General features: G+C 67.1%; 14 protein-coding genes. 11 read left to right on the top strand and 3 right to left on the bottom strand.

Translation table 11 applies throughout. From position 1 onward, the window contains the following. The first annotated feature begins 269 nt into the window (after window positions 1–269). The 6 genes from hpf to ptsP all read left to right on the top strand — a co-directional run bounded on the left by hpf (window position 270) and on the right by ptsP (window position 5,181). Complete coding sequence (hpf, locus tag ACXU4B_RS13495) at window positions 270–593, top strand: ribosome hibernation-promoting factor, HPF/YfiA family (protein ID WP_131412828.1); 324 nt, start codon at window positions 270–272, stop codon at window positions 591–593. A gap of 147 nt (window positions 594–740) precedes the next feature. Next, window positions 741–1,691, top strand: a complete 951-nt coding sequence (hprK, locus tag ACXU4B_RS13490; RefSeq protein ID WP_131411693.1) for an HPr(Ser) kinase/phosphatase — start codon at window positions 741–743, stop codon at window positions 1,689–1,691. 3 nt (window positions 1,692–1,694) lie between these two features. Next, complete coding sequence (gene rapZ / locus ACXU4B_RS13485; protein WP_131411695.1) at window positions 1,695–2,594, top strand: RNase adapter RapZ; 900 nt, start codon at window positions 1,695–1,697, stop codon at window positions 2,592–2,594. Between the two features lie 43 nt (window positions 2,595–2,637). Then, a complete protein-coding gene (locus ACXU4B_RS13480) occupies window positions 2,638–3,030 on the top strand; it encodes a PTS sugar transporter subunit IIA (RefSeq protein WP_131411697.1) in 393 nt (130 codons plus the stop codon). Next, window positions 3,023–3,292, top strand: coding sequence for an HPr family phosphocarrier protein (locus tag ACXU4B_RS13475; RefSeq protein WP_131411699.1), 270 nt, complete (start codon window positions 3,023–3,025; stop codon window positions 3,290–3,292). The genes ACXU4B_RS13480 and ACXU4B_RS13475 overlap by 8 nt, the downstream gene beginning before the upstream one ends. Window positions 3,293–3,450: 158 nt before the next feature. After that, on the top strand, window positions 3,451–5,181 hold the full coding sequence (gene ptsP / locus ACXU4B_RS13470) for a phosphoenolpyruvate--protein phosphotransferase (RefSeq protein ID WP_131411701.1): 1,731 nt from the start codon (window positions 3,451–3,453) through the stop codon (window positions 5,179–5,181). 42 nt (window positions 5,182–5,223) lie between these two features. On the opposite strand, the gene ACXU4B_RS13465 is transcribed toward ptsP, so the two are convergent. Then, window positions 5,224–6,108: a LysR family transcriptional regulator gene (locus ACXU4B_RS13465; protein WP_131411703.1), complete on the bottom strand. Its 885-nt coding sequence runs from the start codon at window positions 6,106–6,108 to the stop codon at window positions 5,224–5,226. A gap of 86 nt (window positions 6,109–6,194) precedes the next feature. Here ACXU4B_RS13465 and ACXU4B_RS13460 point away from each other — a divergent pair, with 86 nt between their 5' ends. The 5 genes from ACXU4B_RS13460 (at window position 6,195) to ACXU4B_RS13440 (ending at window position 13,757) form a co-directional block, all read left to right on the top strand. After that, on the top strand, window positions 6,195–7,217 hold the full coding sequence (locus tag ACXU4B_RS13460) for a YeiH family protein (protein ID WP_131411705.1): 1,023 nt from the start codon (window positions 6,195–6,197) through the stop codon (window positions 7,215–7,217). Between the two features lie 55 nt (window positions 7,218–7,272). Next, the gene (locus ACXU4B_RS13455; protein WP_131411707.1) at window positions 7,273–7,704 is read left to right on the top strand and encodes a GFA family protein; all 432 of its coding nucleotides are present in this window, start codon (window positions 7,273–7,275) and stop codon (window positions 7,702–7,704) included. Window positions 7,705–7,943: 239 nt separating this feature from the next. Continuing rightward, on the top strand, window positions 7,944–9,455 hold the full coding sequence (locus ACXU4B_RS13450; RefSeq protein WP_131411709.1) for an efflux transporter outer membrane subunit: 1,512 nt from the start codon (window positions 7,944–7,946) through the stop codon (window positions 9,453–9,455). Between the two features lie 40 nt (window positions 9,456–9,495). Beyond that, window positions 9,496–10,638: an efflux RND transporter periplasmic adaptor subunit gene (locus ACXU4B_RS13445; protein WP_458910887.1), complete on the top strand. Its 1,143-nt coding sequence runs from the start codon at window positions 9,496–9,498 to the stop codon at window positions 10,636–10,638. After that, on the top strand, window positions 10,635–13,757 hold the full coding sequence (locus ACXU4B_RS13440) for an efflux RND transporter permease subunit (RefSeq protein ID WP_240734139.1): 3,123 nt from the start codon (window positions 10,635–10,637) through the stop codon (window positions 13,755–13,757). Before ACXU4B_RS13445 ends, ACXU4B_RS13440 begins: the two co-directional genes overlap by 4 nt. 78 nt (window positions 13,758–13,835) lie before the next feature. Here the strand turns inward: ACXU4B_RS13440 and tsaB are convergent, their stop codons facing one another. Next, a complete protein-coding gene (tsaB, locus tag ACXU4B_RS13435; RefSeq protein WP_131411711.1) occupies window positions 13,836–14,525 on the bottom strand; it encodes a tRNA (adenosine(37)-N6)-threonylcarbamoyltransferase complex dimerization subunit type 1 TsaB in 690 nt (229 codons plus the stop codon). Then, window positions 14,522–15,871, bottom strand: coding sequence for a cell envelope integrity protein CreD (gene creD, locus ACXU4B_RS13430; protein ID WP_131411712.1), 1,350 nt, complete (start codon window positions 15,869–15,871; stop codon window positions 14,522–14,524). Before creD ends, tsaB begins: the two co-directional genes overlap by 4 nt. Window positions 15,872–15,912 lie beyond the last annotated feature (41 nt).

Below are 15,912 nucleotides of genomic sequence, written 5' to 3'. Positions count from 1 at the left end.
GCGACCATCGGCCCGGGGAACTTGACGGCAAAAAAGGCGTCCCCATACAGGCAGGGAGATTCCTTGAAGGAAACCTGTCGTGCGCTCCGCGTGAAGACTCATCTAACGCGGCCGATTACCCGGAAGTGCATAGTTGCCTTCCAGCCTTGGGCGAGGAGACCGGAACCATCATCGAAAAACCCTGGACATCAAAGGTGTGCCGGCCGCAGTCCCGTGACCTGCACATCGACCCCAGCCGCGCCAGCGGCAAGCACCAGAGGAGGCGCAACATGCAAGTTCAGCTCAGCGGTCAGCAGATCGAAGTTACCCAGGCTCTTCGTGATCATGTGAATAGCCGGCTCGACCGCCTCACCCGCCTCGACGACAAAATCCTCAGCCTGAGCATCGTGCTTTCCGTCAACAAGCTGCAGCAGCGCGCCGAAGGCACGCTTGCCGTTTCGGGTGCCGCGCTGCACGCCGAAGCCCTGGAGGCGGACATGTACGTTTCCATTGACGTCCTGTTCGACAAGCTGGTCACCCAGCTGCGCAAACACCGCGAGAAAATCTGCGACAAGCATCAGCGCGCCGCTCGTGAAGAGCGCCTCTACGGCTGATCCCTCCCGGCCCGCCCTGCCCCCGGGCGGGCCACTTCCCTGCCGTTCCCCGCCACGTCCAAGGCAGCCGCCAGTGTGAACTGGCACAATGCCCGCGTAGCCGCACTGGCCCCGCCGGGTCCAACCACGCGGTGCAAAGGACCAGGCTTGGATCGGCTTACCGCCCGACAACTCTACGATGGCGTCCACGAGCGCATGGCGCTGCGCTGGGTCTCCGGCATGCGCGGCGAATCGCGGGTGCTCGAACAGGCGGCCACCACCACGCGGCGCCCGTCGCTGATCGGCTATCTCAACGTCATCTATCCGAACAAGATCCAGATCATCGGCACCGAGGAGCTGAACTTCCTCGATGGCCTGGACTCGCGCCAGCGCTGGGAGGCGATCAACAAGATCGCGGCCTACCAGCCGGTGGCCATCATCGTGACCAAGGACCAGGCCATTCCCGCCGACCTGCGCGAGGTGGCCGAGGAAACCAATACGCCATTGTGGATCAGCTCCAAGCGCGGCCACGAGCTGCTGACCTGGATGCAGTACTACCTGGCGCGCATGCTGGCGCCCAAGATCACCCTGCATGGCGTGTTCCTGGAAGTGTTCTCGATCGGCGTGCTGATCACCGGCGAGTCCGGCTCGGGCAAGAGCGAGCTGGCGCTGGAACTGATCAGCCGCGGTCACCGGCTGGTGGCCGATGACGCCACCGAATTCACCCTGATCGCGCCGGACGTCATCGACGGCACCTGCCCCGAACTGTTGCAGGACCTGCTGGAAGTGCGCGGCCTGGGCGTGCTCAACGTGCGCGAGATGTTCGGCCACACGGCGGTCAAGCCGTCCAAGTACCTCCGCCTGGTCGTGCACCTCAAGCCGCTGCGCGAGGGCGAGGACACGGACGGACTCACCCGCCTCACCGGCGACATCGGCCGCCGGGAGATCTTCGAGGTGCAGGTGCCGATGATCACCATTCCCGTGGCGCCGGGCCGCAACCTTGCCGTGCTGGTCGAGGCTGCGGTGCGCAATCATGTGCTCAAGAGCAAGGGCATCGACCCGGCCCAGACCTTCATCGACCGCCAGGCGCACCAGATGCGCCGGCTGCCTCCGTGGTGAACCATGAGCGAACAGATCCTCGGCCAGACCATCCACCAGCCCGACGCGATCCACCTGGTCGTGCTTACCGGCATGTCCGGTGGCGGCAAGACGGTGGCCCTGCGGGCACTGGAAGACCTGGAGTTCTACTGCGTCGATAACCTGCCCACGGCCCTGCTGCCCCAGCTGGTGGCCGCCGCGAGCCGCGGCATGCACGGCAAGCGGCGCAACGTGGCCGTCGGCGTGGATGTGCGCAATCCGGAGGAAGACCTGCAGCGCATGCCGGCCATCCTGTCGGAACTGGCCGCCGCCGGCGTGCACGCGCACCTGATCTTCCTCGACTGCCGCGACGATGTGCTGCTCAAGCGCTATTCGGAAACGCGCCGCCGCCACCCGCTGTCGTCACGCGGGCTTTCCCTCGCAGACGCCATTGTCGAGGAGCGCCGGGTGCTGCGCTCGATTGCCGCGATCGCCGACAAGGTCATCGATTCCAGCGACATGAACGTGCACCAGTTGCGCCGGCTGATCGCCACGGGTTACGCCGAGGCCACCGAGGGACTGACGCTGATGTTCCAGTCATTCGCCTTTCGCCGCGGCCTGCCGCTGGATGCGGATTTCGTGTTCGACGCGCGCTGCCTGCCGAACCCGCACTGGGATCCCACCCTGCGCCCGCTGTCCGGCAAGGACGCGCCGGTGCGCGATTACCTGGATGCCCAGCCGCTGGTGGCCGAATACTTCGCCGACACGGCGCGCTGGCTGGATGCGTGGCTGCCGCGCTTCGAGGCCGACGACCGCAGCTATGTGACCATTTCGATCGGCTGCACCGGCGGTCGCCACCGCTCGGTCTACCTGGTGGAAAAGCTGGCGGCCCACTACCGCGCGCTGCGTGACGGCGTGCTCACCTTCCATCGCGAACTCGAGTGATTGCCATGCTGTCCATCCCGCTGATCCGGACTGGCACGCCGTCATGAGCGTCGGCGTGCTGTTGATGACGCACGAAGCGGTCGGCAAGGCGCTGGTCTCGGCCGCCCACCACGTGCTGCCCAGGCTGCCCTTGCGCGTGGAGGCGGTGGAGGTGCCGGCCCAGGCCGATCCGGACGTGATGCGAACGCTCACGGCCAGGCATGCCCGCGAACTCGACGAGGGTGACGGCGTGCTGGTGCTGGCGGACCTGTACGGCGCCACGCCCTGCAACATCGGCTTGTCGCTCAGCGCACTGGGCGTGCGTTTGCGCTGTGTGTCGGGGCTCAACCTCCCGATGCTGCTGCGTGTGCTCAACTATGCGGAAAAACCATTGGACGAGCTGGCGGAGATCGCCGCCAGCGGTGGACGCGGGGGAATCTTCATCGACCATGCTTGAGAAAGAGATAGTCGTTTCGAACAAGCTCGGCCTGCACGCTCGCGCGTCGGCCAAGCTGGTGCAACTGGTGCAGGGCTTCAAATCCACCGTCTGGCTGATCAGCAAGGGCCGCGAAGTCAACGCGCAAAGCATCATGGGCGTCATGATGCTGGCTGCAGGCATCGGCACACCGCTGATCGTCCGGGCCGATGGGCCCGACGAGGAGTCGGCCATCAACGCCGTGGTCGCCCTGTTCGACCGTAAATTCGACGAAGGAGCCTGAGTGGGGAAAGTCATTGCCCGAGCAACGTGCCCCGGGGCCGCCTCGACGGTCCCACGGCCCTTGCCGTGCCGGCTTTCCGGATCACGGGACATGACCGCGGCGGCCGGATGCCGTCGCCAGGGCTGGCCTGACCGGCCCGCCGGCCATGGAGGGCAGGCATGAGACAGGTACTTAATGGCACCACCGCGGCCAGGGGCATGGCGCTCGGACGTGCCCGGCTGGTCCAGCCCAGTCGCTATCTGGTCGACACCCGCCCGCTCAACGAGGACGAGGTCGACGTCGAGCTGGCGCGCCTGCACCGTGCGCTGGAAACGGCCCGGCAGGAGCTGCGCGAATTGCGCGGCAAGCTGCACGGCGCGCTGGCGCGCGAGGTCAACGAGTTCATCGACGCGCACAGCCTGCTGCTGGACGACCCGGAGCTGCTGCGCGGCCTCGACGACCTGGTCCGCATCGGCCACTACCGCCCCGGCGCCGCGCTCAAGAAGCAGCGCGACCGCCTCGCCGCGGTGTTCGAAGCCATGGACGACCCCTACCTGCGCTCGCGCAAGGAGGACGTCGACCAGGTCATTGGCCGCGTCATCTCGGCCCTGCAACGCCAGACCAGCCGCGAGGAGCGCAAGCTGGCCGCGCGCGTGGGCGAGATCCTGATTGCCGACACCATCGCGCCGGCGGACATGGCCCATCTGGCCGGCAGCGGCCTGCTCGGCGTGGTCGCCAGCTCCGGCAGCGCCTATTCGCACAGCGCCATCCTCGCACGCAGCCTCGACCTGCCCATGCTGGTCGGCGCGCGCGATGCGCTGTCGAGCATCCATGACGACGACCTGATCCTGCTCGACGCCGAACGCGGCGAAGCCGTGGTCCACCCCACCGCGCAGGATCTCGCCCGCTACCGCGCCTGGCAGCGCGAGGCGGCGCAGGAAGGCCGGCGACTGGCCACGCTGGCCAATGCTCCTACCCGCACGCGCGACGGCGTCGACATCCGCCTGTTCGCCAATGCCGAGATGCCGGCCGACATCGCCATGGCACGCGCACGCGGCGCCGACGGCGTCGGCCTGTATCGCACCGAATTCCTGTTCCTGCGCCAGAAGGGCCTGCCCACCGAGGACGAGCAGTTCATCGCCTACCGCGACCTGGTGCTGGGCATGGGCGGCCTGCCGGTCACCATTCGTACGCTGGATCTTGGCGCCGACAAGGCCGACGCGGCCGGCCTGGTGGTGCGCGGCGAGGACAACCCTGCACTGGGCGTGCGTGGCGTGCGCCTGTCGCTGCGCTACCCGGCCGTGTTCTCGACCCAGATCCGCGCGATCCTGCGCGCGGCCTGCTACGGACCGGTGCGCGTGCTGGTACCGATGGTGACCCAGCCGGACGAACTGATCGCGGTGCGCACGCTGTTCAAGCTGGCGCGCCAGGAACTCAAGCGCGAAAACGTCGACCTGCCCGAGAAGCTTTCGCTGGGTGCGATGGTCGAAGTGCCGGCCGCGGCCATCAATGTGCGCGCCTTGCTGGACCACGCGGACTTCCTCGCCATCGGCACCAACGATCTTGCCCAGTACGTGCTGGCTGCGGACCGTGGCAACGATGCGCTCGACAACATCTACAACCCGTTGCAACCGGCCATGCTGCGACTGCTGTCGTATGTGATCGCCGAAGGCCGCCGCGCCAAGAAGCCGGTGAGCCTGTGCGGCGAGATCGGCGGCGATACCAGCTTCACGGCGCTGCTGCTGGCGCTGGGCCTGTGCGAGTTCAGCATGCATCCCAGCCAGCTGCTGCATGTGCGCGATCGCCTCGCCACGCTCGACCACGCCTCGTTGCGCGCGCACGCGCCGCGCATCCTGCGTGCGCGTACGCATGAAGAAGCCGAGGCGCTGCTCGCCAGCTTCTGTGACTGAACCACGGGCGGTCGCGCGGGCTGCACCACCGCCACTGCAAGCTCACTGCCGGCCGGCCGTGGCCAGGAACGCCTCGATCAGCGCACCGCGATAGCGTTGCCGGTGCAGCACCAGCGAGAGCTTGCGCTGCAGGTCCAGGAACGGCGTCTTCAGCACGTGCAAGCGCCCCGCCGCAACCGCATGCGTCACCGCCACGGCCGGCAGGCAGGCAATGCCGAGCCCGGCGATCACCGCCTGCTTGATGGCCTCGGCCTGGTCCAGTTCCAGCACGGTTTCGCCCGGCGGCAGGTTCAGCAGGGCGCGTTCGCTCAGGCTACGCGTCGCCGATCCCGGTTCGCGCAGCACCCAGCGCGCGCCGGCGAAGTCGGCAGGTGACAGCCGGCGCTTGCGCGCGAGGGGATGATCGGGGGGCGCGCAGACTACCAGGGCGTCGTCGCGCCAGGGGCGCACTTCCAGCGACGCATGCGCCACCGGCCCCTCCACGCAGCCGAGTTCCAGCGCGTGATCGAGCATGGCCGCGACGATTTCCGCCGTATTGGACACGCGCAGGCGAACCGAGACATGCGGGTGCGCGCGGACGAATTCGCCCAGCAGTTCGCCCACGCGATAGTTGCCCACGGTATTGCTCGCGCCGACCCGCAGCTCGCCGCCCAGCGCCTGGTCACTACCGGCGCGCACCCGTCCGAACTCGGCGTAGCGCTCCAGCAGTTCCTGCGCCAGCGGCAGCAGTTCGCGGCCGCGGGTGTTGAGCCGCAGGCGACCCCGCTCGCGTGCAAAGACCGGTGAGTCCAGCTGCCGTTCCATTTCCGCCAGCGCCATGCTGGCCGCGGGCTGGGTGAGATGCAGCTGTTCGGCGGCGGCGCGCACGCTGCCCAGCCGTGCGATCTGCACGAAGACCTCGAGCTGGCGCGGGCTGATGTTCAGCATCAGCCAATCTTATTACACGAATCAATATTTCAAAATTTTCTTTATGGAATGGCCGGCGGACAATGACGCCGTCACCGGAGAACGCCATGAACGCCACCGCCGTCACCACCGCCCAGCCAAGCTTCGGCCAGCGCCTTCCCGGGTTGCTGCTGGCGGTCGTCATCGCCCTGCTCGCCTGGGGGCTCGGGCGGGTCCTGCCGCTGATCGGCGGACCGGTGTTCGGCATCGTGCTGGGCATCATGGTGCGCAACCTCATGGCCCCCGGCGGCAGCTATACCCCCGGCATCCAGTTTGCCGGCAAGCAGGTCCTGCAGTGGTCGATCATCGCGCTGGGCTTCGGCCTGAGTCTCGGCCAGGTCGCCAGGACGGGCCTGGAATCGCTGTCGGTGACCCTGGTGACCATGACCGTCGCCTTCCTGTCGGCGTGGCTGCTCGGCCGCGCACTGAAGGTGCATGACAAGCTCCAGATCCTCATCGGCGTGGGCACCGCCATCTGCGGTGGCTCGGCCATTGCCGCGGTCACGCCGATCATCAAGCCGGACGACCACGACACGGCGTTTGCGATCTCCACCATCTTCCTGTTCAACCTGGTGGCGGTGCTGCTGTTCCCGCTGCTCGGCCACATGCTGCATCTGTCCGACCTTGGCTTCGGGCTGTGGGCCGGTACCGCGATCAACGACACCTCGTCGGTGGTGGCCGCGGGCTACAGCTTCAGCAAGCAGGCGGGTGACTACGCCACCATCGTCAAGCTGACGCGTGCCACGCTGATCATTCCGATCTGCCTTGTGCTGGCGTTTGCGGTGGCGTGGAAGCAGAAGAAGCAAGGTGCCAGCGATTTCAGCCTGCGCCGCATCTTCCCCTGGTTCATCCTGTGGTTCCTGGTGGCCTCGGCAGTGCGCACGGCGGGCCTGGTGCCGGTGGCGCTGCAACCCGTGCTGCACATGGCCGCGGAGTTCCTGATCATCGTGGCGCTGACGGCGATCGGCCTCTCCGCCAACCTGCGCAAGATGGCCTCGACCGGTGCGCAGCCGATCCTGCTCGGCCTGGGTGTCTGGGCGGCCGTGTCGGTGAGCAGCCTGCTGGTGCAGTTGGCGATCGGGCAGCTCTGAGGGCGCGAAACGCATTACCCTTCACGGCAACGCCGCTGCGGGATCCCGGAAGGACATGCTCATCCACGGCTCATGCCATTGCGGGAACATTGCCTTCTCGCTCAGCTGGGAGCCGGATCCCGGCGAGATCCCGGCCCGTGCCTGCGGCTGTTCGTTCTGCACGCGACACGGCGCCGTCTGGACGTCCAATCCCGATGGCCGCCTGGCCATCACCATCGACGACGAAGCGCTGGTGTCCCGCTACGCGTTCGCGACTGCAACGGCCGAGTTTCTCGTCTGCGCGCGATGCGGCGTGGTGCCTGTCGTCACCAGCATGATCGACGACAGGCTGTATGCCGTGGTCAACATCAACACGTTCCAGAACGTGGACCCGTCGCTGTTTCGCCGTGGCCCGGCGAGTTTCGAGGGCGAGGACGCCGAGGCACGGCTGGCGCGGCGCAAGCGCCACTGGATCGCTGACGTCGATTGCGCCGGGCGCAACGCCTAGCCCGGTCGTCCGCAGGCGCCATGCGGCGGTGCGGCGGTGCCCGGCGTGAAAACTTTCGCCGCCGGCCAGCGCGATCACGGTCGGGCCCTGTGTTATATCTCCGCCGCCACCCGGCGCAGGGGATGTCGGGAACAGCGGCTGGCTGGGGCGGTCGCGGGTGCCGTCGGGGAGCCCCTCGCCAGATTCACGTGGGCCGATTCGTGGGCCAGGACCGGACAAGAAGAACATTGAGCCTAGCCATGACTGTTTTGCGGTTCGCCCAGCTGCCGTCGTCATGCCGTCTCTGTGTGGCGGCGGCCCTGGCCTCTGCACTGGTCGCCGGATGTGCCGTGGGGCCCGACTTCAAGCGGCCCGCGGTACCGGCCGTCAGTGGCTACACCGAGCAACCCGTCACCACTACCGCAGCCACGGCAGGCGTGACCGGTGGCGCAGCACAGCATTTTGCGCAGGGCAGCGATGTCAGCGGCGACTGGTGGACCCTGTTCCACTCCCGACCTCTCAATGACCTGATCGAACAGTCGCTGGCCAACAATGCCGACCTCAAGGCGGCGCAGGCAGCGCTGGCCGTGGCCAGGGAAAACGCGCTCGCGCAGCGGGGTACCTACTACCCGAGCGTGGCGGCCAGCTTCTCGGCCAGCCGCCAGCGGCAGGCGGGCACCATTGCGCCGACGCCCAGTTCGAACGCGTTCCAGTACAACCTGTTCACGCCGCAGGTGAGCGTGTCGTACGTGCCGGACATTTTCGGCCTCAACCGCCGCACGGTGGAGTCGGTGCAGGCACAGGAACAGTCGGTCCGCTTCCAGACCATTGCCACCCAGATCACCCTGAGCACCAACGTCGTGGCCGCGGTCGTGCAGTTGGCGGCACTGCAGACCCAGGTCGATGCCACACGCGAACTCGTCGACATCAATACGCGCATGGTGAAGATCCTGCGCGAACAGCTTGCCAAGGGTTACGCCAGCGGGCTGGACCTGGCAGCGCAGGAATCTCAGCTGGAGCAGGTCAACGCCACGCTGCCGCCGCTCATCAAGCAACTGGCGCAGCAGCGCGACCTGCTGGCCGTGCTGGTGGGACGGTTTCCGGACCAGGCATCGATCGCGCATTTCGACCTCGACAGCCTGCAGTTGCCCGAGGAGCTTCCGCTGAGCCTGCCGTCGGCGCTGGTGGCGCAACGGCCGGACGTGCTCCAGGCCGAGGCCAACCTCCATGCCGCCAGTGCGCAGGTCGGCGTCGCCATTGCCAACCGCCTGCCCAATATCGTGCTCAGCGGCAACGTGGGCAGCACGGCGCTGTCGATGGGCCAGCTGTTCAAGTCAGGGACCGAGTTCTGGGCCATCGGCGCCGACATCACCGCACCGATCTTCCAGGGCGGCACGCTGCTGCACCAGGAACGCGCGGCGAAGGCCGCCTACGTGCAGGCGGCCGAGCAATATCGCAGCACGGTCCTGACCGCCTTCCAGAACGTCGCCGACACGCTCGCCGCGCTCGAGCAGGATGCCGCGGGCCTCAAGGCAGCCGCTGCCGCCACCGAGGCCGCCCGGCGCACGCTGGACCTGTCGCAACGGCAGGTGACGGCGGGCTACGCCAACTATCTCGCCTTGTTGAACGCGGAGCAGTCCTATCAGCAGGCGCGGATCAACCTGGTGCAAGCCCAGGCCAGTCGCTACGCCGACACGGCGGCGCTGTTCCAGGCGCTCGGCGGCGGATGGTGGAACCGCGCGGAACTCGTCCAGGATAAAAATGAAAAATGACCTGTTGGATGCTGCATCGATGACCAGGCACCGGCGCGGCTTGCCTCGCGCACCTGTGGCAGCGCTGCTGCTGGCCACGGCCGCGACCCTGCTGGCGGGTTGCTCCAGCCAGACCGAAGGCGGCGCGCCGGAGGGGTCCGTCACACCGACCAATGTGACGTTGACGGCGGCCCAGCACCAGCATGTCCAGCTGCATACGATGACGCGTTCGAGCTTCCACAAGACGCTGGAAGTCACCGGCGTGGTGGACTTCGACAACGACCAGGCGACGGCCGTGCTGGCGCCGATTTCCGGCCCGGTGGCGAAGCTGCTGGTCGGCATCGGCGACCGCGTCAAAAAGGGCGACGCCCTGGCGGTCGTCGACTCGCCGGATTTCGCCGCGGCCATCAGTGCCTATCGCAAGGCCATCACCACCGCGCACACCGCGCGCCGGCTCGCCGAACTGGAGAAGGACCTGGTGCAGCACCAGGGCGTCGCCCAGCGCGAAGAAGACCAGGCGGAAACCGACGCCGCCAATGCCGAGGCCGATCGCGATGCGGCGCGGCAGGCACTGATCGGGCTCAACGTCGATGCGCAGACCATCAAGGCCATCGAGCAGGGTCGCCCGGTGGCGCATGTCGACGGCGTCATCCGCTCGCCGATCAGCGGCACGGTCGTCGACAAGCAGATTACCCCGGGCCAGTTGCTGCAGGCGGGCACCACACCCTGCTTTACCGTGGCCGACCTTTCGCGCGTGTGGGTGATGGCGCAGGTTCCGGAGAGTGATCTTGCCGCCATCAGCCTCGGCGATGCCGCGGACGTGGCGCCAGGCATGGACGCCCGGCGCATCGCGGGCACGGTGACCAATATCTCGGCCCTGGTGAACCCCGACACGCGCCTCGTCCCCGCACGCGTCGCGGTGGACAATCCGCAAGGCCTGCTGAAGAAGCAGATGTACGTCAACGTGCGGATCCACTCGCACGCGGAAGCCAACGGGTTGCTGGTGCCGATCTCGGCCATCCTGCGCAATGACGAGAACCTGCCCTTCGTCTATGTCGTGCAGCACGACGGCAGTTTTGCGCGACGCCCGGTGACCATGGGCTACCGCACCGGCGACCAGGTGGATATCCCCTCCGGCCTCCAGCCTGGCGAACAGGTGGTGGTGGATGGCGGCATCTTCGTCCAGTTCATGCAGAACCAATGAGCGACCCACTGCCTTCCGTCTCGCCGTCGCGCACGGCGTCGATCATGAACCGGATCGTGGCCGCGTCGCTGGCCCAGCGATTCCTGGTCATCCTCATGACGCTGCTGCTGACCGGCGCCGGCGTGCGCTCGCTGCAGCGCCTGCCGGTGGATGCCTATCCCGATCTCTCGCCGCCCATCGTGGAAATCATCACGCAGTGGCCAGGACATGCCGCCGAGGAAGTGGAGCGACTGATCACCGTGCCCGTCGAGCTGGGCATGAACGGCGTGCCCAAGACCACCACGGCGCGTTCCATTTCGCTCTACGGCTTGTCCAAGGTCATCCTCACCTTCCAGACCGGCACCGACAACAACTTCGCGCGCCAGGAAGTGTTCAACCGGCTGGGCGACCTGAGCCTGCCGCCTGGCGTGACGCCGTCGGTGTCGCCGTTGTCCGCGCCGTCGGGCCTGATCTACCGCTACGTGCTGCAAAGCTCCGACCGCTCGCCAATGGAACTCAAGACCATCGAGGACTGGACCGTCGAGCCGCAATACCGGTCGGTGCCGGGCGTCGCGGACGATTCCGGCTTCGGCGGCGGCACCATGCAATACCAGGTGTTGCTGGACCAGACCAGGATCGCCGCGGTCGGCCTCTCCGCGACCCAGGTCGAGGCGGCGCTGACGGCCAACAATGCCGATGCCGGCGGTGGCTTCTATTCGCAGGGCGGACAGTTCTACTACGTGCGTGGCGCGGGCCGGCTGGAGACCCTGGAAGACATCTCCAACGTGGTGCTCGCCGTGCACGATGGCGTGCCGGTGCTGGTGAAGGACGTGGGCCGCGTGGTGATCGGCATCGCCCCGCGCCTGGGCGAATTCGGCTACGAAAAGCAGGACGACGCAGTGGAAGGCGTGATCCTGCTGCGTACCGGCGAGAAGACCCAGGACGTGCTCAAACGGGTCGAGGTAAAGACCCGGGAACTCAACGAGCGGATCCTGCCCCGCGACGTCAAGGTCGTGCCGTTCTACGACCGCACCGACCTGATCGCGCTGACCACCCGCATCGTCGAGGACAACCTGCTGCGCGGCATGCTGCTGGTGGTGGTGATCCTGATCTTCTTCCTCTACGACTTCCGCGCTGGCCTGATCGTCGCCACCACCATTCCACTGGCCTTGCTGTTCGCCTTCATCTGCCTGGACCTGCAGGGGGCCTCGGCGAACCTGCTGTCGATTGGCGCGGTGGACTTCGGCATCCTGGTGGATGCCGCCGTGGTCATGGTGGAGAACATCTACCGGCAGATCGCCGGGCGCCAGGGCACGCCGCTCAACGTGAAGGAAATCATCCGCGACGCGGCGGCCGAAGTGGATCGCCCGCTGTTCTACGCGGTGGCCGTGATCGTGGTCAGCTTCCTGCCGATCTACGTGCTGTCGGGGCCTTCCGGCACGCTGTTCAAGCCGATGGCCGACACCATGATCTTCGCGCTGGTCGGCTCGCTGGTGGTCACCCTCACTCTGCTGCCGGTGCTGTGCGCCGTGTTCATGCGCAAGGGAGTGCGCGAACGGCGCAATGGCGTGTTCGAGGCGATCAAGTCGGTCTACATCAAGGGCCTCGACTTTTCGCTCGCACGGCCGTGGGGCATCACCATCGCCTCCGCTATCGTGCTGGCCGTGTCCCTGCTGCTGATCCCGCGCATCGGGGCGGAGTTCATGCCGCAACTGGACGAAGGCGCGCTATGGGTGCGCGCCACGATGCCGTACACGATCTCGTTCGAAGAAGCGTCGAAGGTGACGCCGCGCGTGCGCGACGTCTTGCGCTCCTTCCCCGAGGTCACCACGGTGGCCTCCGAACTGGGTCGCCCCGACGACGGCACCGATGCGACCGGCTTCTTCAATGCCGAGTTCTACGTGGGCCTGAAGCCTTATTCGCAGTGGACCGGCAGCTATCGGAACAAGGCTGCCCTGATCGAGGCGATCAACCAGAAGCTGCAGGCCTTCCCCGGCATCATCTTCAACTACACGCAACCGGCAGAGGATGCGGTGGACGAGGCGGAAACAGGGCTCAAGAGCGCGCTGGCGGTCAAGGTCTTCGGAGCCGACCTCAACACGCTCGAGCAGAAAGGCAAAGCCATCAAGCAGATCCTGGAACGCGTGCGCGGCATTCGCGACGTCACCCTGGTGCAGGAGCTTGGCCAGCCGAGCCTCACCATCAAGATCAACCGGGCGCAGATCGCGCGCTACGGACTGAATGTCGCCGACATCAACGGCCTGATCCAGACGGCCATCGGCGGCGACGTGGCCACGCAGGTGATGCAGGGCGAGAAGCAGTTCGACCTGGTCGTGCGCCTCGAACAGCCATACCGCGACAACCCCGAGGAAATTCGCAACATCCTGGTGACGACGCCCGCGGGACAGCAGATTCCGCTCAAGGAACTGGCGGATATCCGGGTCACCAACGGCGCCTCCTTCATCTACCGGGAGAACAACTCGCGCTACATCGGCGTGCAGTTCTCGGTGGCCGGGCGCGACCTCGCCGGGGCGGTGGAAGAGGCGATTGCGCAGGTCAACGGCAAGGTGAAACTGCCGCAGGGCTACCGGCTTGACTGGGGCGGCGAGTACACCGAGTACACCGCGTCGCGGGCGCAGCTCAACGTGATCCTGCCGCTGACGCTGGCGCTGATCTTCCTGCTGCTGTTCACGCTTTACAGCAACCTCAAGTTCCCCTTCATCACCGTGCTCGGCGTGCTGCTGTCGGCACCGGTGGGCGGCATCGTCGCCCTGTGGATCACCGGCACGCCGTTCTCGGTGTCTTCCGGCGTGGGCTTCCTGGCGCTGTTCGGCGTCTCCGTGCAGACGGCGGTGGTCTACATCTCCTACGTCAACGAATTGCGGCGCGGCGGCACCCAGCTTGCCGAGGCGATTCGCGAAGGCGCCATCCTGCGACTGCGCCCGATCATGATGACGGCGCTGGTTGCGGCGCTGGGCCTGCTGCCAGCGGCACTCGCCACCGGCGTGGGCACGGATACGCAGCGGCCGTTTGCACTGGTCATCGTCAGCGGCCTGTTTACCCGGCTGCTGATCAGCGTATTCCTGATGCCTGCGCTCTATGCCCTGGTGGCGCGACCGGAAGACCGGCTGGAAGTGTGAGGCCGCACGAGGCGGCCCGCGCCGCCGGCAATATCCGCCCTGGATCCAGGGCGGATGCCGTCACCGGCATGCATGGCCTCAGGCCTTGCCCTGCTCCACCAGGGTGAGTGCCACCTTGTCGCGCAGGTACACCGGCAGGGCCTGTTCGGGAGCGCAGACGCGCCCGGCGGCAAATTCGCGGGCGGCCAGTTCGGCCACGTGGCGTGCCTGCGGATAGCAGGCGCCATTCGCGCTGCGCAATTCACCGCTGAGTCGCCCGCGCAGCACGTCGGCGTAGGTGGCCCAGCCGGTACCGACTACATGCCAGGCGGCCGCCGCTGGCAGCAGCAGCGCCTCGGCCGTGCATACCCGCTCCTCGTCGAGCGCGACCAGTCCGCCGTTGTCGTCGCGGCGATAGCTCGCCGCATAGATTTCACCCATGCGCGCATCGATGACGGCGAGGATGCAGGCATCGTCTTCCGGCGCCTCCAGCGCCAGCGCCGCCAGCGATGACACCGTGATCACCGGCACATCCAGCGCGAGCGCCATACCCTGGGCCAGCGAGATGCCCAGACGCACGCCGGTGAACGCGCCGGGACCACGCCCCACGCCGATCGCATGCAAGGCATGGCGGCCCAGGCCGGCTTCGGCGAGCAGCGCGTCCGCCATCGGCAGCACCAGCTCGGCATGGCGCCGTGGCGCGATTTCGCTGCGCGCGATCACTTCGTCGCCGTGGATCAGGGCAACGGAACAGGCTTCGGTGGCGGTTTCGAGGGCTAGCAGGTTCATGGCTGCTCCATGATAGCCGGTGCCGGGCTGCCCGCGCCGGGAACGCCGGCGTACCAGTCGAAGCGCCGCGTGAGATACATCAGCAGGGCGATGGTGACGGTGAGCACGACGGCGCCGATCAGCAGCGCATACTCCTCGGCGGCCAGCACGATGTAGAGCATGGCGTAGACCAGGGCCAGCGTACCGCCCAGCAGCTGGCCCGCGCGCCTGGCCCGCAGCACCGCCATCGCATAGCCGCCCACGATCAGCACCACCGAGGCCGCGGCCAGCGCATAGGCGCAAGCGAATCCGATCTGTTCGGACAAGGCCAGCAGCAGCACGTAGAAGGTCGTCAGGGCCGCACCCACCAGCAGGTACTGCACGGGGTGGACGCGCAGGCGCTTGAGCACTTCGAACAGGAAGAACGCCACGAAGGTCATGGTGATGAACAGCAGGCCGTATTTGCCCGCGCGCACATTGCGCTGGTAGACATCCACCGGCTGGAACAGCGCCACGCCAAACGCGGAATCCTTCACGGAGCCGTCCACGCGCACGTCGCTCGCGCGCCAGGACTGGCCGTAACTGCGGTTGAGGTCAAGCATGTGCCAGCGCGCACTGAAGCCATGCGCATCCACCTGCCGCTCCACCGGCAGCGCCGCGCCGACAAAGCTCGGATCGGGCCATGGCGCGCGCATCTTCACGTCCATCGTGCGTGCCAGCGGCAACAGCTTCAGCGACTGCGTCCCCGCGAGGCGGAAGCTCAGCACGAAGTCGATCGCCTGGCCGTTCAATGCATCGAGGTCCAGCGGTACCGTCACCGTCGACCACTGGCCACCGAAGGTGGCGGCCGAGGAGGAGAACTGCTGCGGCTTGCCGTTGACCAGCAGTTCGGTCACCTCCTGCAACCCCCGCAGATCGCCGACGACGAGCCGAAGCTCGGCCTTGTCGCCCTGCCAGGTGGCTTCGTCCATGCGCGGATACTGCTGCAGGTCCGCGGCGCGAAAGCGGCCACGCAATTGCACCGTGGAAGCAAACACCGGCGCCTCGTAGATGCCGTAACGGCGCTTGTCGACCGTCATGGCGACGTCCATGGTGGCTGTGTCGGGCAGGATCAGCGCCGTGTCCTGCTGCTCCCGGACCTCGTTCGGTCCGGTGCTTACGCGCTGCCGCGTCGGCACGGCGAGCACCAGGCCGCCGAGCACCTGCTCGCCGCCCCAGCCCTGCGCGATCTGGTCGACGGCCGACTGGCGCATGCCTTGCCGCTCTTCCACCAGCGACTGCACCTTCAGCAACGGCAGCAACATCAACAGCGCGAGCAGGCCGATACCCAGCACCCTCGCGGTCCAGCTTCCCATCCAGCTTCCCATGACATGCACTCCTGAAGGCGGAGTCAGCAGGAAAGCAGCCG

Source organism: Dyella soli (assembly GCF_054482295.1).
Note: the sequence above shows the minus strand (reverse complement) of the source record. Positions and strands in the feature narration are given on the sequence as shown.

Excerpts from the sequence above, each read along its gene's own strand:
- ACXU4B_RS13460 (WP_131411705.1), top strand. The coding sequence starts at position 6,195 with ATGAACGCCACCGCCGTCACCACCGCCCAGCCAAGCTTCGGCCAGCGC.
- ACXU4B_RS13440 (WP_240734139.1), top strand. The coding sequence starts at position 10,635 with ATGAGCGACCCACTGCCTTCCGTCTCGCCGTCGCGCACGGCGTCGATC.
- hpf (WP_131412828.1), top strand. The coding sequence starts at position 270 with ATGCAAGTTCAGCTCAGCGGTCAGCAGATCGAAGTTACCCAGGCTCTT.
- ptsP (WP_131411701.1), top strand. The coding sequence starts at position 3,451 with ATGAGACAGGTACTTAATGGCACCACCGCGGCCAGGGGCATGGCGCTC.
- ACXU4B_RS13455 (WP_131411707.1), top strand. The coding sequence starts at position 7,273 with ATGCTCATCCACGGCTCATGCCATTGCGGGAACATTGCCTTCTCGCTC.
- ACXU4B_RS13465 (WP_131411703.1), bottom strand. The coding sequence starts at position 6,108 with ATGCTGAACATCAGCCCGCGCCAGCTCGAGGTCTTCGTGCAGATCGCA.
- ACXU4B_RS13475 (WP_131411699.1), top strand. The coding sequence starts at position 3,023 with ATGCTTGAGAAAGAGATAGTCGTTTCGAACAAGCTCGGCCTGCACGCT.
- ACXU4B_RS13450 (WP_131411709.1), top strand. The coding sequence starts at position 7,944 with ATGACTGTTTTGCGGTTCGCCCAGCTGCCGTCGTCATGCCGTCTCTGT.
- creD (WP_131411712.1), bottom strand. The coding sequence starts at position 15,871 with ATGGGAAGCTGGATGGGAAGCTGGACCGCGAGGGTGCTGGGTATCGGC.
- rapZ (WP_131411695.1), top strand. The coding sequence starts at position 1,695 with ATGAGCGAACAGATCCTCGGCCAGACCATCCACCAGCCCGACGCGATC.
- tsaB (WP_131411711.1), bottom strand. The coding sequence starts at position 14,525 with ATGAACCTGCTAGCCCTCGAAACCGCCACCGAAGCCTGTTCCGTTGCC.
- ACXU4B_RS13480 (WP_131411697.1), top strand. The coding sequence starts at position 2,638 with ATGAGCGTCGGCGTGCTGTTGATGACGCACGAAGCGGTCGGCAAGGCG.